This is a genomic window from Geobacillus sp. YHL, from assembly GCF_022341265.1.
GTDB classification, from domain to species: Bacteria; Bacillota; Bacilli; order Bacillales; family Anoxybacillaceae; genus Geobacillus; species Geobacillus thermoleovorans.
On record NZ_JAEIGB010000008.1, the window covers coordinates 72,409 to 92,608 of the forward strand.

Below are 20,200 nucleotides of genomic sequence, written 5' to 3' on the forward strand. Positions count from 1 at the left end.
GGGGAATGACGTTGTCTGTTTTGCCGATTGTGATGCATCCAAATCCAATTTTGGAGCGGCCGTGCGCGCCGGTGACGGCGTTTGACCGTCGGCTCGGGCGGCTGCTTGACGATATGTATGAAACGATGCTTGCCGCTGACGGGGTGGGCCTAGCTGCCCCGCAAATCGGCGTCGCGGAACAGGTTGCGGTCGTTGATGTCGGAGATGAGCACGGACGCATTGAGCTCATCAACCCGGTCGTGATCGAGGCGCGCGGCGAACAAGTGGATGTTGAAGGCTGTTTGAGCTTTCCTGGTTTGTTTGGCGAAGTGCCGCGCGCGAAATTTGTGAAAGTGCGGGCGCAAAACCGGCGCGGTCGCCCGTTTACGCTTTCCGCGACCGGTTTTTTGGCGCGCGCCCTGCAGCATGAAATCGACCATTTGCACGGCGTGCTGTTTACGTCGAAAGTGATTCGATATTGCGATCTTGAAGAATTGGAAGGATAGATGCCAATGACGAACATTGTGTTTATGGGAACACCTGACTTTGCCGTGCCGATTTTGCGCCAGCTGCTTGATGACGGTTATCATGTTGCAGCGGTCGTCACCCAGCCGGATAAGCCAAAAGGGCGGAAGCGCGAGCCCGTTCCGCCCCCGGTGAAAGTGGAAGCGGAGCGCCGCGGCATCCCGGTGCTGCAGCCGACAAAAATTCGCGAGCCGGAGCAATACGAACAAGTGCTGGCGTTTGCGCCCGATTTGATTGTCACGGCTGCGTTCGGGCAAATTTTGCCGAAAGCGCTGCTTGATGCACCAAAATACGGCTGCATCAACGTCCATGCCTCGCTTCTGCCCGAGCTGCGCGGCGGGGCGCCGATCCATTACGCCATTTGGCAAGGGAAAACGAAAACGGGCGTCACGATCATGTATATGGTGGAGCGGTTGGACGCCGGCGACATGTTAGCGCAAGTCGAAGTGCCGATTGCCGAAACGGATACGGTCGGCACGCTCCATGATAAATTGAGCGCCGCCGGGGCTAAACTACTATCAGAAACGCTTCCACTTTTATTGGAAGGAAACATTGCGCCCGTTCCGCAAGATGAGGAGAAAGCGACGTATGCGCCGAACATTCGCCGCGAGCAGGAGCGGATCGATTGGATGCAGCCCGGCGAAGCCATTTACAACCATATTCGCGCCTTCCATCCGTGGCCGGTCACGTATACAACGCAGGATGGGCACATTTGGAAGGTTTGGTGGGGTGAAAAAGTGCCGGCGCCCCGTTCGGCGCCGCCGGGCACGATTTTGGCGCTCGAGGAAAACGGCATTGTCGTGGCCACCGGCAATGAGACAGCCATTCGCATCACCGAATTGCAGCCGGCCGGAAAAAAACGGATGGCGGCGGGCGAATTTTTGCGCGGCGCCGGCAGCCGGCTGGCGGTCGGCATGAAGCTAGGAGAGGATCATGAACGTACGTGAACTTGCTTTAGATACGCTGTTAGCCATTGAACAAAAAGGAGCGTACAGTCATTTGCAATTAAACGAAGCCATTCAAAAAGGACGCCTTGACGGGCGCGATGCGGCGCTGTTGACCGAGATTGTCTACGGCACGGTGCAACGGCGCGACACGCTCGATTATTATTTGGCGCCGTTTTTGCGCAAGGCGCGCCGGCTTGAGCCGTGGGTGCGCGTGCTTCTTCGGTTGACGCTGTATCAAATGGTGTATTTGGATCGTGTTCCCGACCGCGCCGCCGTCTTTGAAGCGGTTGAAATCGCCAAACGGCGCGGCCATCGCGGCATTGCTTCACTTGTCAACGGCGTATTGCGGGCCATCGGCCGCGAGGGGCTGCCGTCGATCGAGGCGGTTGATGACGCGGGCAAGCGGCTCGCCCTTGCCACCAGCCATCCCGAGTGGCTCGTTCGGCGCTGGATCCAGCAATATGGTTATGAAGAAGCGGCGCGCATGTGCGAGACGAATTTGCGCCCGCCGCAATCAACGGCCCGCGTCAACCGGCTGCGTGCGACTGTCGAAGAAGCGCTTGAGCGGCTGCGCGCTGAAGGGATGCAGGCAATCCCTGGCCATGTCGCTCCGGAGGCCATCCGGGCGGAAAAAGGGAATTTGGCTCATACGGAGACGTTTCGCGCCGGTTGGCTGACGATTCAAGATGAAAGCTCAATGCTTGTCGCTCGAGCGCTCGACCCAGCCCCCGGCGAGCGGGTGCTTGACTGCTGCGCGGCGCCGGGCGGGAAAACGACCCATATCGCCGAGCGGATGGACGGGCGCGGCGAGGTCGTTGCTGTTGATATCCACGAACGTAAGGTAATGATGATCGAACAGCAGGCCAAGCGGCTCGGGCTTGACAACGTTGCGACGCTCGCCCTTGACAGCCGCCGGCTCGGCGAGCGGTTTGCCCCGGAATCGTTTGACCGCGTTTTGGTCGATGCGCCGTGCACTGGATTCGGCGTCATTCGCCGCAAACCGGAGATCAAATATACGAAAGGGAAAGACGCCATCGCCGCGCTTGTCGAGATTCAGCAAGCCATTTTGCGGGCGGCCGCCCCGCTTTTGAAAAAAGGCGGTACGCTTGTCTACAGCACATGCACGGTGGAGCGCGAGGAAAATGAAGAAGCCATCGCCCGCTTTTTAGCGGATCATCCGGACTTTTTCCTCGACGCCAGCCTTGCCGAACGGATGCCGGAACCGGTGCGGCCGCATGTGAAAGGCGGCATGTTGCAGCTTTTGCCGCATCATTTTGACTCTGACGGGTTTTTTATCGCCCGACTGCGAAAGAAGGTGTAAAAGCATGGAAATGGTTCGTCCGGCTGCCCGCCGCTCTGTCGGCGAAACGCAGCCTCCGTTGCCATCGATTTATTCGCTCACGCTAGACGAATTGAAGGAATGGCTTGTCGCTCAAGGCGAAAAGCCGTTTCGGGCCACGCAAATTTACGAGTGGCTGTATCAAAACCGTGTCACCGATTTTGCCGACATGACGAATTTGCCGAAGCGGCTGCGCGAACAGCTAGCGTCATCGTTTTCGATCACGACGTTGAAAACCGTGGTCAAACAAACGTCTAAAGACGGAACGATCAAATTTTTGTTTGAGCTCCATGACGGCTATTCGATCGAGACGGTGCTCATGCGTCATAACTACGGCAATTCGGTGTGCGTCACGACGCAAGTCGGCTGCCGCATCGGCTGCACGTTTTGCGCTTCGACGCTCGGCGGACTGAAGCGTCATTTAGAGGCGGGCGAGATCGTCGCCCAAGTCGTGCAAGTGCAAAAGGCGCTCGATGACACGAATGAACGCGTCAGCAGCATCGTCGTCATGGGCATCGGCGAGCCGTTCGACAACTACGATGCGCTCATCAAGTTTTTGCGCATCGTCAATCACCCAAAAGGGTTGAACATTGGCGCCCGCCATATCACCGTTTCCACCAGCGGCATCATCCCAAAAATTTACCAATTTGCCGATGAAGGAATGCAAGTCAACTTCGCCATTTCGTTGCATGCACCGACGAATGAGCTGCGGACGAAACTCATGCCGATCAATAAAGCGTACCCGCTGCCCAAGTTGATGGAGGCGGTTCGGTATTACATTGAAAAAACCGGCCGGCGCGTGACGTTTGAATACGGATTGTTCGGCGGGGTGAACGACCAGCTTGAGCACGCCGAGCAGTTGGCCGAGCTGATTAAAGGGCTGAAATGCCATGTGAATTTGATTCCGGTTAACTACGTGCCGGAGCGCAACTATGTGCGCACGCCGCGCAGCCAAATTTTCGCCTTTGAACGGGCGTTGAAAAAACATGGAATCAATGTCACCATTCGCCGCGAACATGGACACGACATCGATGCCGCCTGCGGACAGCTTCGCGCGAAGGAGCGAAAAGAGGAGACGAGGTGAATCGGATGCGAGCCGTTTTCCGAACTGACATCGGCCAAATTCGCGAACATAACGAAGACAGCGGCGGCGTATTTGTCAATCAAAGCGGCCAATATTTAGCGGTCGTCGCTGACGGGATGGGCGGCCATCGCGCCGGTGATGTGGCCAGTTCCATGGCGGTGGCGTATTTGCAGGAGCGATGGGAGAAAGAGAGTAGCCTTGCTTCGCCGGCTGAGGCGGAGCAATGGCTCAAGACACAAATTGCGTCGGCGAACGAACAACTGTTTCGCCATGCCCTTTCCCACCCGGAATGTCAAGGAATGGGGACGACGGTCGTCGCCGCCGTTTGCGCTAATTCGTTTGCGACGGTTGCCCATATCGGCGACAGCCGCTGCTACGTGCTCAACAAAAGCGGAATTCAGCAGCTGACCGACGACCATTCGTTGGTCAATGAGCTCGTCAAAAGCGGGCAGCTTTCGAAAGAAGCGGCTGAGCATCATCCGCGCAAAAACGTGCTGCTGCGGGCGCTCGGCACGGAACCGGCGGTGAAAATCGACGTGAAAACAGTGGCGCTCGACGAGGGCGACATGTTGTTGTTATGTTCGGACGGGTTGTCCAATAAAGTGCCGGAAGCGGACATGATACATATTTTGACGGGTGCCGGCACGCTGGAAGAGAAGGCGGAGGCGCTTATCCAGCTCGCCAACGGGCGGGGCGGAGAAGACAACATTTCGCTGGCGGTCATCGATGTTTCAGCGGAACGTGAAGGTGGGTGATCGGCGTGCTCATTGGAAAGCGATTGAATGACCGCTATAAAATCATCAGCCTCATCGGCGGCGGCGGCATGGCCAACGTGTATTTGGCCCGCGATATGATTTTGGAACGCGATGTTGCTGTCAAAGTGCTCCGCCTTGATTTTGCCAATGATGATCAGTTCATCAAACGGTTCCGCCGCGAGGCGCAAGCGGCGACGAGCTTAAACCATGAACATATCGTCTCCATTTATGACGTCGGCGAAGAGGAAGGCGTCTATTACATCGTCATGGAATATGTGCGCGGCGCGACGCTGAAGCAATACATCCAGCAGCACGCTCCGCTTCCGGTCGAACGGGCGCTTGGCATCATGGACCAGCTGACATCAGCGATCGCCCATGCCCATGAGAACGGCATCATCCATCGCGACATTAAACCGCAAAACATTTTGCTTGATGAGCACGGCAATGTGAAAGTGACCGACTTCGGCATCGCTGTGGCGATGAGCGGCACGACGATCACGCAGACCAACTCTGTGCTCGGTTCGGTTCATTATTTGTCGCCGGAGCAGGCGCGCGGGGGCATCGCTACTGAAAAATCGGACATTTATTCACTCGGCATTGTCATGTTTGAACTCGTCACCGGTCGGCTGCCGTTTTCCGGCGAATCAGCCGTTTCGATCGTGTTGAAGCACTTGCAGGCGGAAACGCCGTCGCCGAAGGCGTGGAATCCGGACATCCCGCAAAGTGTGGAAAACATTATTTTAAAAGCGACGGCGAAAGACCCGTTTTACCGCTACCAATCCGCGCGCGAAATGAACGAGGACATTCGGACAGCGCTGGATCCAAGGCGGCGCAATGAGCCGAAATTTACCATACCCGATGACGATGAGGAAGCGACGAAAGCCATTCCGATGATCAAACATGCGGAAAGCGCGGCGTTGGAGCAAGAGACGCTTGTGTACGAGGAAAAAACGAGCGAACCGGTTCATACGACGGGCGAACCGAAACCGAAGCGGAAACGGGTATGGATTGCCTGGCTTGTGGCTGCCTTGCTGTTCATTGGAGCTGCCGGCGTCAGCGCGGTCACATGGATTCCGGACCTCATTTTTCCAAAAGAAGTGACGATGCCGAACGTGGTCAACAAAAACTATGATGACGCTGTTGAACAGCTGTCGTCGCTCGGTTTGGAAATCAAAGATACGATCGATGTAGAAGATGATCAAATCGAAGAAGGAAAAGTCGTGCGCACCGATCCAGAAGCCGGCATGACGGTGAAGAAAGGTGCCGGCGTCATTATTTATAAAAGCATTGGAAAAAAGAAAATCGAATTTCCAAGCTTCATTGGCGATGATATTGCTGCGGCGGAGGAGGAGCTGCGCGCCGAAGGATTTACCCGCATCACACGCAGCGGCCGCTACAGCGACAAGCCGGAAGGGACGATTTTGGATCAATACCCGTACGCCGGTGATGAAGTCGTGCCTGATGAAACGGAAGTGATGTTCACCGTCAGCCTCGGGCCGGAGAAGGTCACCGTTAAAGATTTGACTGGCTATACGGAAAAAAGCGTGCGCGACTACGGCGCGGATCAAGGGCTGCGCATTGACGTGAAGTACGAGTATTCGGACGAGGTGCCAGAAGGGCTTGTCATTTCGCAAACTCCAGCGGCGAACGAGCGGGTAAAAAAAGGGGAAACCATCACAGTCGTCATTTCCCGCGGGCCGGAGCCGAAGCCGTCCAAAACGGTAGTGAAAGAGATTATGATCCCATATGAACCGGCGATGCCGGGGCAAATGGTTGAAGCCCAGCTTTACATCCAAGATGCCACCCACAATATGTCAACGCCATACAAAACATACCGGCTGACGGCGCCAGCGACCGAGATGGTCGAGTTTGAAATTCCATATGGGGAGACCGCTTATTACCGCGTCATTGTCAACAATGTCGTCAAAGAGGAAGGATCGATCCCGTACCCAGAAAATAACGGAAAAAAGGGGTGAGGCTATGGCGGAAGGGCAAATCATTAAGGCGTTAAGCGGATTTTATTACGTCCTGTCCGAAGGCCGCGTGTTCCAATGCCGCGGGCGCGGTGTGTTCCGCAAGAAAAAAGTGACGCCGCTCGTCGGCGACCGCGTCGTTTTTCAGGCGACGAGCGAAACGGAAGGCTATATTTTGGAGATTGGCGAGCGGCAAAATGAGCTTGTGCGGCCGCCGATTGCCAACGTCGAACAGGCGATTTTAGTCTTTTCGGCTGTAAGCCCGGACTTCAGCGCCAAGCTGCTCGACCGCTTTCTTGTCTTGGTTGAATCGAAACGCATCACGCCGATCATTGTCATCAGCAAAATCGATTTGTTGGATGGCGAATCAAAAGAAGAGATTGCCCGCTACGTGCATGATTACCGGCGCATCGGCTACGACGTGATTGAAACGTCAGCAGTGACCAAGGGCGGCCTCGATGAACTGGCGTTGCGCCTTCGCGGCCGCGTCTCAGTCGTCGCCGGGCAGTCCGGCGTCGGCAAATCGTCCCTATTAAACGCGCTCCGTCCGGATTTGCGGTTGAAAACGGGCGACATTTCCACCCATTTAGGGCGCGGCAAGCATACGACCCGCCATGTCGAACTGCTTGAGGTCGCCGGTGGGCTTGTCGCCGACACCCCAGGGTTTAGTGCACTTGAGTTCGACCAGATCGAGCTTGACGAATTGCCGCATTATTTTCCTGAATTCCGAACGTACGGGGAAGGGTGCAAGTTCCGCGGCTGCCTTCATATCGCCGAGCCGAAATGCGCTGTGCGTGAGGCGGTCGAGGCCGGGGAGATTCCGTCGTACCGCTATGACCACTACGTTAGTTTTGTTGCCGAAATGAAAGAACGAAAGCCGAGGTATTGAACATGATTCGAATTGCGCCATCGATTTTATCAGCCGATTTCGCCCGCCTGGCTGAGGAGATTCGTTCGGTCGAGGAAGGCGGGGCGGATTGGATTCACGTCGATATCATGGACGGGCATTTCGTGCCGAATTTAACGTTCGGGCCGCCGGTCGTGGCCGCCATTCGACCGGTGACGAAGCTGCCGCTTGACGTCCATTTGATGATCGCCGACCCGGACCGATACATTCCGGCGTTTGCGAAAGCGGGCGCGGATGTGATTTCCGTCCATGTTGAGGCGTGCGTGCATTTGCATCGGACGATTCATTTTATCAAAGAACAAGGCGTCAAAGCCGGGGTGGTGCTCAATCCGCATACACCGGTCGAGATGATCCGCCATGTGATCGGTGATGTCGATCTCGTCTTGTTGATGACGGTCAATCCAGGGTTTGGCGGACAGGCGTTCATTCCGGCGGTCGTGCCAAAAATCCGTGAGGTCGCCCGGATGGCCAGCGAACAAAATAAAGAGGTCGATATTGAGGTCGACGGCGGCATCAATGCGGAAACGGCGCCGCTTTGCGTAGAAGCCGGGGCGAACGTGCTTGTCGCCGGCTCGGCCATCTACAATGAACGGGATCGAGCCGCCGCCATTCGCACGCTTCGCGAAGTGTGCGCCAACTAGCCAAAAAGGCAGCGCCGCTTTTGCCATCTTATCGAGCCGCAGGGTGATGAGAGCAAAGAAAAGGACGGAAGATGGCCGCCTCGGCCCTTGCTGAAAGGGGGAAACGCATGTGTTGATCCATATTGTCGGCGGCGGTCCGCGCCACCTTCTTCCCGATTTGCGCTCGTATGATGGGAACGATGTGCAGTGGGTCGGCGTCGACCGCGGTACGAAAGCGCTGCTGGATTTCGGACTCCGTCCGGTGCGGGCGTTTGGCGATTTTGATTCGCTGCCGGCAGAGGAGGTCAAGCGGCTAAGGGAGATGCTGCCGGAGCTTGACATTTGGCCGGCGGAAAAAGATAAAACGGATATGGAGATCGCTCTTGACTGGGCGGTTAGGCAGACAGATGGGGCCATCCGTCTGTTTGGGGCGACCGGCGGGCGGCTTGACCATTTGTTTGGCAACGTTGAGCTGCTGTTAAAGTACGCCGGGCGGCCCATTGAACTCATCGACCGGCAAAACGTGCTCACCGTCCATCTGCCCGGCGTGCATACGGTTGCGCGCGACGATCGATACCGCTATGTGTCATACATCCCGATTTCCGAAACGGTGGCGGAGCTTACGCTTACCGGATTTAAATATCCGCTAACAAACTGTCATATTTCCCGCGGTTCGACATTATGTATTAGTAACGAACTTATCCAATCTTCCGGTACTTTTTCGTTTTCAGAAGGCATATTAATGATGATAAGGAGCAGCGATTTTGCCGGCTGCCCGTAGTCGCGCTTGGCTTATGACGGAATATAATGGATAAGGAAATGGCGGGAAGCTCGTTATGATCGGTGTGAGGAGGGAATCGGGATGAAGTTTTATACGATCAAGCTGCCGAGATTTTTAGGCGGAATCGTGCGGGCGGTGTTGAACGCATTTAAAAAAGGATAAGAAAAAAGCACCATTTTTGGTGCTTTTTTGTTGCCGCCGAACAAAAGGAGGGTTGCAACCTTTTGGGCGGCTTCTTTTCGTTAGGACGTTAGACGCGTTTCACTTTTCCAGATTTCAGCGCGCGCGCCGAAACCCAAACGCGTTTCGGTTTGCCGTCAACTAAAATGCGCACTTTCTGCAAGTTGGCTTTCCATGTGCGGCGGCTGGCGTTCATGGCATGCGAACGCGAATTGCCGAACGATTTCTTCTTGCCGGTAATGAAGCACTTCGCCATCGTTTTTCCCTCCTTGCTTTCACATCCCTCTAAAAACACTATTATAATTTACCATACAACTGTAGGGATTGCAATAGACGTGCGGTTTTCTTTCAAGAAACTGTCCTTGACATATATTTCAGTTTTCGGCTAAATAATACTAGTGGGCGGACGGGAAGCGCTTTGAAAACAGAAAGCGTTATAGTACAATAGGGGTAGCTGTGCGAGATACGCAAAGGGGGAACGAGCATGTCGATCGAATGGCAAACGAAATACGGGCGCATCGAAGTCGCCAATGAAGTCATTGCGATGATCGCGGGGGGAGCTGCCGTCGATTGCTACGGCATTGTCGGAATGGCGTCGAAAAACCAAATTCGCGATGGGCTGTCGGAAATTTTGCGCCGGGAGAATTTTTCCAAAGGGGTTATTGTCCGCGAAGAAAACGGCGAGGTACATATCGATATGTACATCATCGTCAGCTACGGAACGAAAATTTCCGAAGTCGCTCATAACGTGCAGTCGAAAGTGAAGTACACGCTCGATCAGACGCTCGGGCTGGCGGTTCAGTCGATCAATATTTACGTTCAAGGGGTTCGGGTGTCAAACCCGTAGTAAGGAGGAGTTAGCCGGTGACAATGAGGACGCTTGACGGAAGACGATTTGCCGATATGGTGCAGCAAGGGGCCGCACATTTGGCGAACAACGCCAAGACGGTCGATGCGCTGAACGTCTTTCCGGTTCCAGATGGCGATACAGGAACAAACATGAACTTGTCGATGACGTCCGGGGCGAAAGAAGTGAAGGCGAATGCCTCCGACCATATCGGCAACGTCGCCGCGGCGCTGGCAAAAGGGCTGTTGATGGGGGCGCGCGGCAATTCCGGCGTCATTTTGTCGCAGCTGTTCCGCGGATTTGCCAAGGCAGTCGAAGGCAAACAAGCGGTGAACAGCTTCGAATTCGCCGCCGCTTTGCAGGCGGGGGTGGACACAGCCTATAAGGCGGTGATGAAGCCGGTTGAGGGGACGATCCTCACCGTTGCCAAAGAAGCGGCGCGCAAGGCGGTGGAGGTGGCAAAAAAAGAACGCGACGTGATCGCCGTGATGGAAGCGGCGCTCGCCGAGGCGAAAGCGGCGCTGCAGCGCACACCCGAATTGCTCCCGATCTTAAAGGAAGTCGGTGTCGTCGACAGCGGCGGTCAAGGGCTCGTATACATCTATGAAGGGTTTCTTGCTGCTTTGAAAGGAGAAATCGTGAGCGCCGCACGCGCTGAGGCGCGGATGGACGATCTAGTGAAAATGGTGCACCATCAAAGCGCGCAAAGCCATATTCATGCCGATGAGATCGAGTTTGGCTACTGTACGGAATTTATGGTCCGTTTTGAGCCGGAAAAGCTGGCCGAGCACCCGTTTTCCGAAGAAACGTTCCGCCGCGAGTTAAGCCAGTTCGGCGACTCCTTGCTCGTTGTCGCGGATGAAGAGCTTGTTAAGGTGCACATCCATTCGGAAACGCCGGGTGAGGTGCTGACATACGGTCAACGCTACGGCAGCTTGATCAATATTAAAATTGAAAACATGCGCGAACAACATGCCAACATCGTCGGCAAGGAGGCAAAAACGCTTCCTGGCGTTGCCAAAGAGGAAGCAAAGCCGTACGGCATCGTCGCCGTCGCCATGGGCGCTGGCGTGGCTGAACTGTTTCGGAGCATCGGTGCACACGCCATCATTGAAGGTGGGCAAACGATGAACCCGAGCACGGAAGAAATCGCTGACGCCATCCGCCTCGCCAACGCGGAAACGGTGTTTGTGCTGCCAAACAACAAAAACATTGTGATGGCGGCAAAACAAGCGGCGGAGCTTTCCGAACAGCGGGTGATCGTCATCCCGTCGAAAACGGTTCCGCAAGGTCTGGCGGCGCTCTTGGCGTTCAATCCGGCGCAATCGGCCGAGCAAAATGAGCGGGCGATGACGGCGGCGCTGTCGCGAGTGAAAACGGGGCAAGTGACATTTTCCGTGCGCGATACGACGATTGACGGCATCGAGATTCAAAAGGGCGATTACATGGGGTTATGGGATGACCGCATTATTGCCGCTGACAAAGACAAACTCGCCGTAACGAAGCGGCTGCTTGATGCGCTCATTGATGAAGAAAGCGAAATCGTGACCATTTTGTACGGCGAAGACGCAACGGAGATCGATGTGGAAACAGTCGTTGCCTATTTGGAAACAAAACATGACGGGGTCGAAGTGGAAGTGCATAACGGAAAGCAGCCGCTGTATCCATTTATCATTTCCGTCGAATAATATGTTAGAATAATAGAAGGGAGCATTCCCTTCTATTTTTCTTATTTTTCTGTTTTGTGGAGGAATAGCGGAGATGAAATACAAAAGCGTCTTTGATATCATTGGCCCGGTGATGGTCGGGCCGTCAAGTTCACATACGGCCGGGGCGGTGCGCATCGGTTTGGTTGCGCGCAAGTTGTTTGGCCGAAAGCCGACGTGGGCGCGCATTTCGTTTTACGGCTCATTTGCCGAAACGTATCGGGGGCATGGCACCGACGTTGCCATTGTCGCCGGGCTGCTTGGGTTTGACACGTTCGATGAACGTCTTCCGAATGCGCTTGAGATCGCCCGAGCGGAAGGTGTAGATGTGTCGTTTTCCGCCGAGGAGGCGATTCCGCATCATCCGAATACGGCGCGCCTGCGGATTGGCGATGATGAAGGCGAGCTTGAGCTCGTCGGCATTTCGATCGGCGGCGGCAAAATCGAAATCGTCGAATTGAATGGGTTTGCCTTGAAGCTGTCTGGCCACCATCCGGCGCTGCTCATTATGCATAATGACCGGTATGGGACGATTGGGGCGGTGGCTTCGGTGTTGGCGAAACAGAAAATCAACATCGGCCATATGGAAGTGTCGCGCAAGGAGAAAGGGAAAGAGGCGCTCATGGCGATCGAAGTTGACCAGCCGTTGACCGATGATCTGATTCAAGAATTGGAGCAGCTGCCGAACATCATTCAAGTGGCGAAGCTTGCGGATTGAAAAGAAATCGGTTTCATGTTGATGTGCATCAAAGAAGATAAGCCATGATGGAGAGAGGACAGGTGGGAATCAAATGTTTCGCAATGTGGCTGAACTTGTGGCGTTGGCCGAAAAGGACAGCATCAAAATCGCTGAAGTGATGATTCGTCAGGAAGTGGAAGTGAGCGGGCGAAGCCGGGAAGAGGTGATCGCGCAAATGGATCACCATCTAGCCGTCATGGAGCGCGCCGTCGAGAGGGGACTCGAAGGGGTTGTGTCCCGCTCCGGATTGACGGGCGGAGATGCGGTGCGGATGCAGCGTTATATTGAGGGCGGCCGTTTTTTGTCCGGAGAGACGATTTTAGACGCCGTCAGCAAAGCCATGGCGACCAACGAAGTGAACGCAGCGATGGGCGTCATTTGCGCCACGCCGACGGCTGGGGCGGCCGGCGTCGTCCCGGGGACGCTGTTTGCCGTGAAAGAGAAGCTGCGGACGACAAGAATGGAAATGATTGAGTTTTTGTTTACAGCCGGGGCGTTTGGCTACATTGTCGCCAACAACGCCTCGATTTCCGGCGCCGCCGGCGGCTGTCAAGCCGAAGTTGGGTCGGCGGCCGGCATGGCCGCCGCGGCGCTGGTTGAGCTGGCCGGTGGGACGCCTGCTCAAGCGGCCGAAGCGATGGCCATCGCCTTAAAAAATATGTTGGGATTAGTATGCGACCCGGTTGCTGGCCTGGTCGAAGTGCCGTGCGTCAAGCGGAACGCGATGGGGGCGGCGAACGCCATGATCGCTGCGGATATGGCGCTAGCCGGCATTAAAAGCCGCATCCCGTGCGATGAAGTGATTGAAGCGATGTATCGCATCGGTGCAGCCATGCCGGTGGCGCTCAAAGAAACGGCGCAAGGGGGGTTGGCCGCGACGCCGACTGGCCGCGCCATTGCGGCCCGCATTTTCGGCGCTTCTGCGGCATCGAAGTGAACGAAGCGATGCAGCAGCCGGTGACGGCGGTCAAAGGCATCGGTGAAGAGACGGCGGCGGCGCTTGCCGACATCGGCATCGCGACGGTCGGTGAGCTGCTTGCGTACGCCCCGTACCGCTATGATGATTACGAACAAAAAGATTTGGCCGCCGTCCGCCATGAAGAAAAAGTGACAGTGGAAGGAAAAGTATACAGCGCCCCGCTGTTGACGTATTACGGAAAGAAAAAATCGCGCCTTTCCTTCCGCATGCTGGCCGATCGCTACTTGATCACCGTCGTTTGTTTCAACCGTCCCTATTTGAAGGAAAAAATCGCCCTGAACGAGACGGTGACGGTGATCGGCAAATGGGACCGGCATCGGCAAACGATCAACGCCTACGAGCTTCGGTTCGGACCGGCTCCGGAGACCACCGGCATCGAGCCGGTTTACTCCGTGCGCAGCCCACTGACGGTGAAAACGATGCGCCGGTTGATGAAAGCGGCGTTCGAACAGTTTGGCGAGCACATTCCCGACCCGTTGCCGCCCGCTTTGCGCCGCGCTTATCGCCTTGTCGACAAACAAGAAGCGCTCCGCGCCCTTCATTTTCCGCGCACGCGCGAAGAATTGCATCAGGCGCGGCGCCGGCTCATCTATGAGGAGTTTTTGTTGTACCAGCTGAAAATGCAGGCGCTCCGTCGATTGATGCGCGATGAGCGGCGCGGCGTCGTTCATTCGTTTTCTGAAGAGCGGCTTTCGTCCTTTCTTTCCGGATTGCCGTTTGTCTTGACGAACGCCCAGCGCCGTGTCATCGGCGAAATTTTGGCGGACATGCGCTCGCCGCGGCAAATGAACCGGCTTTTGCAAGGCGACGTCGGTTCTGGCAAGACGGTCGTTGCCGCTGTCGCTCTTTACGCCGCCGCTTTGTCCGGATTTCAAGGAGCGCTGATGGTGCCGACGGAAATTCTGGCTGAACAGCACGCCCGCTCGCTCGCCGAGCTGTTTGCCGATACGGATGTGACGATCGCGCTCTTGACAAGCTCAGTGAAGGGAAAGCAGCGCAAAGCGGTGCTTGCCGAACTGGAAGAAGGAACAATTGATATCGTCGTAGGCACGCACGCCTTGATTCAAGAAGGAGTGCAGTTTCGCCGGCTCGGCCTCGTTATTACGGACGAGCAGCACCGGTTTGGCGTCGAACAGCGCCGCGTTTTGCGTGAGAAAGGGCATGCACCGGATGTATTGATGATGACGGCGACGCCGATTCCGCGCACACTCGCCATTACGGCGTTCGGCGACATGGACGTATCGGTGCTCGATGAAATGCCGGCCGGACGAAAAAAAGTCGAGACGTATTGGGTGAAGCATCATCAGTTCTCCCGCGTGCTCGATTTTATCGAAAAGGAATTGCGCCGTGGTCATCAGGCGTATGTCATCTGTCCGCTCATTGAGGAGTCGGACAAATTGGATGTGCAAAACGCCATCGATGTCCATAGCCAGCTTGTCCATTATTATCGCGGGAAATATGAGATCGGCTTGATGCACGGCCGGCTGTCGGCCGACGAAAAAGAACGCGTCATGAGGGCGTTCAGCGAAAACCGCATCCATGTGCTCGTCTCGACGACGGTCGTTGAAGTCGGCGTGAATGTACCGAATGCGACGGTGATGGTCATTTACGACGCCGAACGGTTTGGCCTCGCCCAGCTCCATCAGCTGCGCGGGCGGGTCGGGCGCGGCGACGCCCAGTCGTACTGCATTTTGATCGCCGACCCGAAATCGGAAGTCGGCAAAGAACGAATGCGCATCATGACGGAAACGGCCGATGGGTTTGTGTTGGCCGAAAAAGATTTGGAGCTGCGCGGTCCGGGCGATTTTTTCGGTACAAAACAAAGCGGGCTCCCGGAATTCCGCTACGGCGATCCAGTGCATGATTACCGCATTTTGGAAGTCGCCCGCCGCGATGCCGCCAAGCTCGTTTCCTCGGCCGCGTTTTGGCGCGATGAGGCGTACGCCGGGCTGCGCGCCGAGCTGGAAGCGTCCGGCATACTCGATGGGGAAAAGCTAGATTAATAGACAGGGGAGGAGGCGCCGGCGCATTCGCGCCCCGCTGTTTTTTATGGTAATTGATTTTTTGGCCAGTGGAAGCCTATATTTTTATTGCTCGGACGGAGGAGGCAGGAGATGCCTGTCCCACTATTTCGTTTGTGGGCCTCGAGGATGGAGCAGAAAGCCGTTTGGCGAGGGGGGCGTCGGATCCACAGCGGCCGACAGCATGTGGCGCTGTTCATTTTTTGTGCTTGCATTTCGTTTTTTGATATTATATATTACTTTTAGTACCTAGTCATAAAATCGGACGGTGTCACGAATCGATGAGAAAAAGCAAACGCGAACGGCAACGGTTGTTGCAGGAGACGATCCGGGAAAACCCGTTTATCACCGATGAAGAGCTCGCCGAAAAATTTTCGGTCAGCGTGCAGACGATCCGCCTTGATCGGCTTGAGCTGTCGATTCCCGAACTGCGTGAGCGCATCAAGAATGTCGCCCGCCAGTCGTTCGCTGATAAAGTGCGGGCGTTGCCGCTTGAAGAAGTGATCGGCGACATTATTGACATCGAGCCGGATGCGAGCGCCATTTCGATTTTCGATGTGAAAGAGGAGCACGTCTTTCGGCGCACCCGCATCGCCCGCGGCCATCATTTGTTCGCTCAGGCCAACTCGCTTGCCGTCGCTGTCATCCATGATGAACTGGCGCTGACAGCGAAAGCGACCATTCGTTTTGTGCGCCAAGTGAAAGAAGGGGAGCGGGTCGTAGCCAAAGCGAAAGTGACCGGAAAAACGGCGCACGGGCGCACAATCGTCGAGGTGAACAGCTACGTCGGCCAGGAGCTCGTCTTTTCTGGTACGTTTGAAATGTATCGTTCAAACATAGAGAAAAAGGATGGGGACAGCAATGAATATCGCGGTTGATGCCATGGGTGGAGACCATGCCCCGGGCGAAATCGTGCGCGGGGCGCTTATGGCCGCCGCCCATTTCCCTGACATCGAGATTACGCTGATTGGCGATGAAGAGAAAATTCGCCCGCATGTGACGGGTGAAGAGCGCATTTCGATCATCCACACCGACGAAGTGATCGAAGCAGATGATGAGCCGGTGCGGGCAGTGCGGCGCAAAAAGAACTCGTCGATGGTGCGCATGGCGGAAGAAGTGAAAGAAGGGCGCGCCGCTGCCTGCATTTCCGCCGGCAATACCGGGGCGCTCATGGCAGCCGGACTGTTTGTCGTCGGGCGGGCAGCCGGCATCGACCGCCCGGCGCTCGCCCCGACGCTGCCGACGTTGGATGGGCGCGGCTTTGTCTTTCTGGATGTCGGCGCCAACGTCGATGCAAAGCCGGAACATTTGCAGCAATACGCTTTGATGGGACATGTGTACGCAAAGAACGTGCGCGGCGTCGAAAAACCGCGCATCGGCTTGCTGAACGTCGGAACGGAAGACCAAAAAGGAAACGAAACAACGAAACGGGCGTTTGCCTTGCTCAAGGAAACGAACCTTCATTTCATCGGCAATGTCGAAGCGCGCGATCTGCTGCAAGGAGTGGCTGATGTTGTTGTCGCCGACGGCTTTGCCGGCAATGTTGCGTTAAAAACGATTGAAGGGACGGCGATGGCGCTCTTTTCCTTGCTCAAGCAGACGCTGACAAGCGGCGTCGCGGCGAAGCTGGCCGCCGCCGTCCTCAAGCCAAAGCTCGCCGGGCTGAAAAAAATGATGGACTACTCGGAGTATGGCGGCGCGGCGCTGTTTGGCTTAAATGCTCCGGTCATTAAAGCGCACGGGTCGTCCGATGCGAACGCCATCTTCCACGCCATCCGCCAGGCGCGAGAGATGGTGGTTCATGATGTCATCGGCACGATCAGAGCGGAGCTGGAACGGGCATAATCGGTAAAGGAGGAATCAAAAATGGGGAAAATCGCCTTTTTATTTCCTGGCCAAGGATCGCAGACGGTCGGCATGGCGAAAGACGCTGCCGAGCATGACGACCGCGCCCGTGCCGTCATCGCGGAGGCTGACGAGCGGCTTGGATTCGCGCTTTCCAAGCTCATGTTCAACGGACCGCAAGAAGAGCTGACGTTGACATATAACGCCCAGCCGGCGCTCTTGACCGCCAGCATCGCCTTGCTCCAGCTTGTCGACGGCGCTGGGCTGAAAGCGGACTATGTTGCCGGCCACAGCTTAGGCGAATATACGGCGCTTGTCGCCGCCGGCGCCATGTCGTTTGCCGATGCCGTCTACGCGGTGCGCCGCCGCGGTGAGCTGATGGATGAAGCGGTGCCGGCCGGTGAAGGGACGATGGCGGCGGTGCTTGGGATGGACGCTGATGCGCTTGAAGCAGTGACAAATGAAATCGCCGCCCAAGGCGATCCGGTCGAGCCGGCCAACTTCAACTGCCCGGGGCAAATTGTCATCTCCGGCTCGAAAGCCGGAGTGGAAAAAGCGGCTCAGCTTTTGAAAGAACGCGGCGCCAAACGCGTCATTCCGCTTGAGGTGAGCGGTCCGTTCCACTCCGCTCTCATGAAGCCGGCGGCAGAAAAACTGAAAGCGGTTCTTGACAGTTTGGTGATTCGTGACGCCGTCATTCCGGTCGTCGCCAATGTGACTGCTGAGCCGGTGACGAAAAAAGAGGACATCGCCCGCCTTCTCATTGAACAACTGTATTCGCCGGTGCGTTGGGAGCAGTCGGTGCGCACGCTTCTTTCGCTTGGCGTCGACACGTTTGTCGAAATCGGTCCGGGAAAAGTGTTGTCCGGCCTTGTGAAAAAAATCGACCGCAACGCCCGCGTTTATGCGGTGAACGATCTTGCTTCCTTCGAAGCGACCGTTGCGGTGCTGAAAGGGGAATAAAGCGATGCTCGAAGGAAAAATTGCTCTTGTGACCGGGGCGTCGCGCGGCATTGGCCGGGCGGTCGCTCTGGAGCTTGCCCGCCAAGGGGCGAACGTTGCCGTCAATTACGCCGGCAGCGAGGCGAAAGCGAATGAAGTTGTCGAGGCCATCCGCTCGCTCGGCCGCGAAGCGATCGCCGTGCAGGCGGACGTCGCCCGCGCTGAAGATGTTGAGCGCATGGTGAAAACGACGATTGACCATTTTGGCCGCCTCGATATTTTGGTCAACAACGCCGGCATTACACGCGACAATTTATTGATGCGGATGAAAGAAGAAGAATGGGATGCCGTGATTAACACGAACTTAAAAGGAGTATTTCTTTGTACGAAGGCGGCAACGCGCCCGATGATGAAGCAGCGCTATGGGCGGATCGTCAACATTGCTTCGGTCGTCGGCGTGATCGGCAATCCGGGGCAGGCGAACTATGTCGCCGCCAAGGCCGGCGTCATCGGGCTGACGAAGACGGCGGCGCGCGAATTCGCCAGCCGCAACATCACCGTTAACGCCGTCGCACCAGGATTCATTACGACCGATATGACCGAAGCGCTCAGCCCGGAGCTGAAGGCGGAAATGTTAAAGCAAATTCCGCTCGCCCGCTTTGGCGAGCCGGATGATGTCGCCCGCGTCGTCGCTTTCCTCGCTTCCGACGCCGCGAGCTACATGACTGGACAGACGCTTCATGTTGACGGCGGCATGGTGATGCCGTAAGAAAAACAGCGCTAGTATTTTTTCTGCCAATCGACTATAATCATGAAGGGAGGTGAACGCAATGGCCGATGTATTGGAACGTGTAACGAAAATCATCGTTGACCGGCTGGGGGTTGACGAATCGCAAGTGACGCTCGAGGCGTCGTTTAAGGACGACCTGGGCGCTGACTCGCTCGACATCGTCGAACTCGTCATGGAACTTGAAGATGAATTCAACATGGAAATTTCCGATGAAGAGGCGGAAAAAATCGTCACAGTCGGAGACGCTGTGAACTACATAAAAAGTCGTCTGTAATGCTGCTTTTTTGCAAAGTCCCGTTGCTTCGAACGGGGCTTTCTCTGCTTTTTCAGGGATGCTCGGCGGGCCTTGCGGAAAAAAGCGCACGATTCCCGCTCGCGTAGCGGACCGGAGAACGGATATAATAGAAGAAGACACGGCCATTTTGTTCTGGAACGAAGTCGGAGGGCATTTTTATGTCAAAACAAAAAGATAAAGAGCGCATCCATGAAAAGAGGCGGGCGAAGTTTCAAGAGCTGCAAAAAAAAATCGGCATCACCTTTCGAAACGAAAAGCTGTTGATTCAAGCGTTCACCCATTCATCGTATGTGAATGAGCATCGGCGGCGGCTTCACGAAGACAATGAACGGCTTGAGTTTTTAGGCGATGCCGTGCTGGAGCTGACCGTTTCTCAATATTTATTTCAAAAGTTCCCGCATATGAGCGAGGGGCAATTGACGAAGCTGAGGGCGGCCATCGTCTGCGAGCCGTCGCTTGTGAAATTTGCCAACGCCCTGTCGTTCGGCGAGCTCGTCTTGCTCGGCAAAGGCGAGGAGCTGACCGGCGGGCGGACGCGTCCGGCGCTCTTGGCAGACGTCTTTGAGGCGTTCATCGGCGCTTTGTATTTGGATCAAGGAATGGACGCGGTCATCCGCTTTTTGGAGAAAACGATGTTTCCGAAAATTGATGAAGGTGCTTTTTCTCATGTGATGGATTTTAAAAGCCAGCTGCAGGAATTGGTGCAGCGGGACGGCAGCGGAACGCTTGAATACGCCATTTTGGAGGAAAAAGGTCCGGCCCACAACAAGGAGTTTGTCGCCCGCGTAGCGTTAAACGGCCAAGAGCTTGGCATCGGCGTCGGCCGCTCGAAAAAGGAAGCCGAACAACATGCGGCGCAAATGGCGCTCGAAACGTTGCGGGCTGCCGATCAGCAGTGAAGGCTGGCGCTGTTACGTCAGTCTTTTTTCTGTGAACGTGCGAAGGG

Annotated in this window: 22 protein-coding genes; 21 read left to right on the plus strand and 1 reads right to left on the minus strand. The window is 55.9% G+C overall.

Annotation, left to right across the window (positions count from 1 at the left end; translation table 11 throughout):
- The first annotated feature begins 11 nt into the window (after window positions 1-11).
- The 10 genes from def to spoVM all read left to right on the plus strand — a co-directional run bounded on the left by def (window position 12) and on the right by spoVM (window position 9,072).
- Window positions 12-485 (plus strand): peptide deformylase, encoded by a 474-nt coding sequence (gene def / locus JCR24_RS09425; protein WP_238980510.1) that lies wholly within the window; start codon window positions 12-14, stop codon window positions 483-485.
- A gap of 6 nt (window positions 486-491) precedes the next feature.
- Entirely contained in the window at window positions 492-1,451 is a 960-nt protein-coding gene (fmt, locus tag JCR24_RS09430) for a methionyl-tRNA formyltransferase (protein ID WP_238980511.1), read from the plus strand.
- Window positions 1,438-2,772 (plus strand): 16S rRNA (cytosine(967)-C(5))-methyltransferase RsmB, encoded by a 1,335-nt coding sequence (gene rsmB, locus JCR24_RS09435; protein ID WP_011230673.1) that lies wholly within the window; start codon window positions 1,438-1,440, stop codon window positions 2,770-2,772. Before fmt ends, rsmB begins: the two co-directional genes overlap by 14 nt.
- A gap of 4 nt (window positions 2,773-2,776) precedes the next feature.
- Window positions 2,777-3,874: a dual-specificity RNA methyltransferase RlmN gene (gene rlmN / locus JCR24_RS09440; RefSeq protein ID WP_020278167.1), complete on the plus strand. Its 1,098-nt coding sequence runs from the start codon at window positions 2,777-2,779 to the stop codon at window positions 3,872-3,874.
- 5 nt (window positions 3,875-3,879) lie between these two features.
- Complete coding sequence (locus JCR24_RS09445) at window positions 3,880-4,629, plus strand: Stp1/IreP family PP2C-type Ser/Thr phosphatase (protein WP_238980523.1); 750 nt, start codon at window positions 3,880-3,882, stop codon at window positions 4,627-4,629.
- Between the two features lie 5 nt (window positions 4,630-4,634).
- Complete coding sequence (gene pknB / locus JCR24_RS09450) at window positions 4,635-6,605, plus strand: Stk1 family PASTA domain-containing Ser/Thr kinase (RefSeq protein ID WP_131872975.1); 1,971 nt, start codon at window positions 4,635-4,637, stop codon at window positions 6,603-6,605.
- A 4-nt stretch (window positions 6,606-6,609) separates the two neighbouring features.
- Entirely contained in the window at window positions 6,610-7,491 is an 882-nt protein-coding gene (rsgA, locus tag JCR24_RS09455) for a ribosome small subunit-dependent GTPase A (protein ID WP_014195416.1), read from the plus strand.
- 2 nt (window positions 7,492-7,493) lie between these two features.
- Window positions 7,494-8,150 carry a ribulose-phosphate 3-epimerase gene (rpe, locus tag JCR24_RS09460; RefSeq protein ID WP_014195417.1) on the plus strand — a complete coding sequence of 219 codons (657 nt, stop codon included), beginning with the start codon at window positions 7,494-7,496 and terminating at the stop codon, window positions 8,148-8,150.
- A gap of 109 nt (window positions 8,151-8,259) precedes the next feature.
- The gene (locus JCR24_RS09465) at window positions 8,260-8,910 is read left to right on the plus strand and encodes a thiamine diphosphokinase (protein ID WP_011230679.1); all 651 of its coding nucleotides are present in this window, start codon (window positions 8,260-8,262) and stop codon (window positions 8,908-8,910) included.
- Between the two features lie 81 nt (window positions 8,911-8,991).
- A complete protein-coding gene (gene spoVM / locus JCR24_RS09470) occupies window positions 8,992-9,072 on the plus strand; it encodes a stage V sporulation protein SpoVM (RefSeq protein WP_011230680.1) in 81 nt (26 codons plus the stop codon).
- 88 nt (window positions 9,073-9,160) lie between these two features.
- On the opposite strand, the gene rpmB is transcribed toward spoVM, so the two are convergent.
- Window positions 9,161-9,346 carry a 50S ribosomal protein L28 gene (rpmB, locus tag JCR24_RS09475; RefSeq protein ID WP_011230681.1) on the minus strand — a complete coding sequence of 62 codons (186 nt, stop codon included), beginning with the start codon at window positions 9,344-9,346 and terminating at the stop codon, window positions 9,161-9,163.
- 228 nt (window positions 9,347-9,574) lie between these two features.
- Between rpmB and JCR24_RS09480 the strand changes: the two genes are divergently transcribed.
- From JCR24_RS09480 to rnc, 11 genes are all read left to right on the plus strand, one after another.
- Window positions 9,575-9,937, plus strand: a complete 363-nt coding sequence (locus tag JCR24_RS09480) for an Asp23/Gls24 family envelope stress response protein (RefSeq protein WP_011230682.1) — start codon at window positions 9,575-9,577, stop codon at window positions 9,935-9,937.
- Window positions 9,938-9,954: 17 nt separating this feature from the next.
- Window positions 9,955-11,625 carry a DAK2 domain-containing protein gene (locus JCR24_RS09485; RefSeq protein WP_014195419.1) on the plus strand — a complete coding sequence of 557 codons (1,671 nt, stop codon included), beginning with the start codon at window positions 9,955-9,957 and terminating at the stop codon, window positions 11,623-11,625.
- Between the two features lie 73 nt (window positions 11,626-11,698).
- Complete coding sequence (gene sdaAB, locus JCR24_RS09490) at window positions 11,699-12,361, plus strand: L-serine ammonia-lyase, iron-sulfur-dependent subunit beta (protein ID WP_011230684.1); 663 nt, start codon at window positions 11,699-11,701, stop codon at window positions 12,359-12,361.
- Window positions 12,362-12,434: 73 nt separating this feature from the next.
- A complete protein-coding gene (gene sdaAA, locus JCR24_RS09495) occupies window positions 12,435-13,319 on the plus strand; it encodes an L-serine ammonia-lyase, iron-sulfur-dependent, subunit alpha (RefSeq protein WP_238980512.1) in 885 nt (294 codons plus the stop codon).
- Entirely contained in the window at window positions 13,316-15,364 is a 2,049-nt protein-coding gene (gene recG / locus JCR24_RS09500; RefSeq protein WP_011230686.1) for an ATP-dependent DNA helicase RecG, read from the plus strand. The genes sdaAA and recG overlap by 4 nt, the downstream gene beginning before the upstream one ends.
- A gap of 299 nt (window positions 15,365-15,663) precedes the next feature.
- Entirely contained in the window at window positions 15,664-16,260 is a 597-nt protein-coding gene (gene fapR / locus JCR24_RS09505) for a transcription factor FapR (protein ID WP_011230687.1), read from the plus strand.
- Window positions 16,244-17,227, plus strand: coding sequence for a phosphate acyltransferase PlsX (gene plsX / locus JCR24_RS09510; protein WP_096225534.1), 984 nt, complete (start codon window positions 16,244-16,246; stop codon window positions 17,225-17,227). The genes fapR and plsX overlap by 17 nt, the downstream gene beginning before the upstream one ends.
- A gap of 21 nt (window positions 17,228-17,248) precedes the next feature.
- Entirely contained in the window at window positions 17,249-18,190 is a 942-nt protein-coding gene (gene fabD, locus JCR24_RS09515; protein WP_021321695.1) for an ACP S-malonyltransferase, read from the plus strand.
- 4 nt (window positions 18,191-18,194) lie between these two features.
- Window positions 18,195-18,938, plus strand: a complete 744-nt coding sequence (gene fabG, locus JCR24_RS09520; protein WP_011230690.1) for a 3-oxoacyl-[acyl-carrier-protein] reductase — start codon at window positions 18,195-18,197, stop codon at window positions 18,936-18,938.
- 61 nt (window positions 18,939-18,999) lie between these two features.
- Window positions 19,000-19,233 carry an acyl carrier protein gene (locus tag JCR24_RS09525; RefSeq protein WP_011230691.1) on the plus strand — a complete coding sequence of 78 codons (234 nt, stop codon included), beginning with the start codon at window positions 19,000-19,002 and terminating at the stop codon, window positions 19,231-19,233.
- A 179-nt stretch (window positions 19,234-19,412) separates the two neighbouring features.
- Window positions 19,413-20,153 carry a ribonuclease III gene (gene rnc / locus JCR24_RS09530; protein ID WP_013523381.1) on the plus strand — a complete coding sequence of 247 codons (741 nt, stop codon included), beginning with the start codon at window positions 19,413-19,415 and terminating at the stop codon, window positions 20,151-20,153.
- Window positions 20,154-20,200: the final 47 nt, after the last annotated feature.

What these genes read in the sequence shown, in the direction of transcription:
- fmt (WP_238980511.1), top strand. Translation starts at nt 492, where the DNA reads ATGACGAACATTGTGTTTATGGGAACACCTGACTTTGCCGTGCCGATT.
- rsmB (WP_011230673.1), top strand. Translation starts at nt 1,438, where the DNA reads ATGAACGTACGTGAACTTGCTTTAGATACGCTGTTAGCCATTGAACAA.
- rlmN (WP_020278167.1), top strand. Translation starts at nt 2,777, where the DNA reads ATGGAAATGGTTCGTCCGGCTGCCCGCCGCTCTGTCGGCGAAACGCAG.
- JCR24_RS09445 (WP_238980523.1), top strand. Translation starts at nt 3,880, where the DNA reads ATGCGAGCCGTTTTCCGAACTGACATCGGCCAAATTCGCGAACATAAC.
- rsgA (WP_014195416.1), top strand. Translation starts at nt 6,610, where the DNA reads ATGGCGGAAGGGCAAATCATTAAGGCGTTAAGCGGATTTTATTACGTC.
- rpe (WP_014195417.1), top strand. Translation starts at nt 7,494, where the DNA reads ATGATTCGAATTGCGCCATCGATTTTATCAGCCGATTTCGCCCGCCTG.
- spoVM (WP_011230680.1), top strand. Translation starts at nt 8,992, where the DNA reads ATGAAGTTTTATACGATCAAGCTGCCGAGATTTTTAGGCGGAATCGTG.
- rpmB (WP_011230681.1), bottom strand. Translation starts at nt 9,346, where the DNA reads ATGGCGAAGTGCTTCATTACCGGCAAGAAGAAATCGTTCGGCAATTCG.
- JCR24_RS09480 (WP_011230682.1), top strand. Translation starts at nt 9,575, where the DNA reads ATGTCGATCGAATGGCAAACGAAATACGGGCGCATCGAAGTCGCCAAT.
- sdaAB (WP_011230684.1), top strand. Translation starts at nt 11,699, where the DNA reads ATGAAATACAAAAGCGTCTTTGATATCATTGGCCCGGTGATGGTCGGG.
- sdaAA (WP_238980512.1), top strand. Translation starts at nt 12,435, where the DNA reads ATGTTTCGCAATGTGGCTGAACTTGTGGCGTTGGCCGAAAAGGACAGC.
- fapR (WP_011230687.1), top strand. Translation starts at nt 15,664, where the DNA reads ATGAGAAAAAGCAAACGCGAACGGCAACGGTTGTTGCAGGAGACGATC.
- plsX (WP_096225534.1), top strand. Translation starts at nt 16,244, where the DNA reads ATGAATATCGCGGTTGATGCCATGGGTGGAGACCATGCCCCGGGCGAA.
- fabD (WP_021321695.1), top strand. Translation starts at nt 17,249, where the DNA reads ATGGGGAAAATCGCCTTTTTATTTCCTGGCCAAGGATCGCAGACGGTC.
- fabG (WP_011230690.1), top strand. Translation starts at nt 18,195, where the DNA reads ATGCTCGAAGGAAAAATTGCTCTTGTGACCGGGGCGTCGCGCGGCATT.
- JCR24_RS09525 (WP_011230691.1), top strand. Translation starts at nt 19,000, where the DNA reads ATGGCCGATGTATTGGAACGTGTAACGAAAATCATCGTTGACCGGCTG.
- rnc (WP_013523381.1), top strand. Translation starts at nt 19,413, where the DNA reads ATGTCAAAACAAAAAGATAAAGAGCGCATCCATGAAAAGAGGCGGGCG.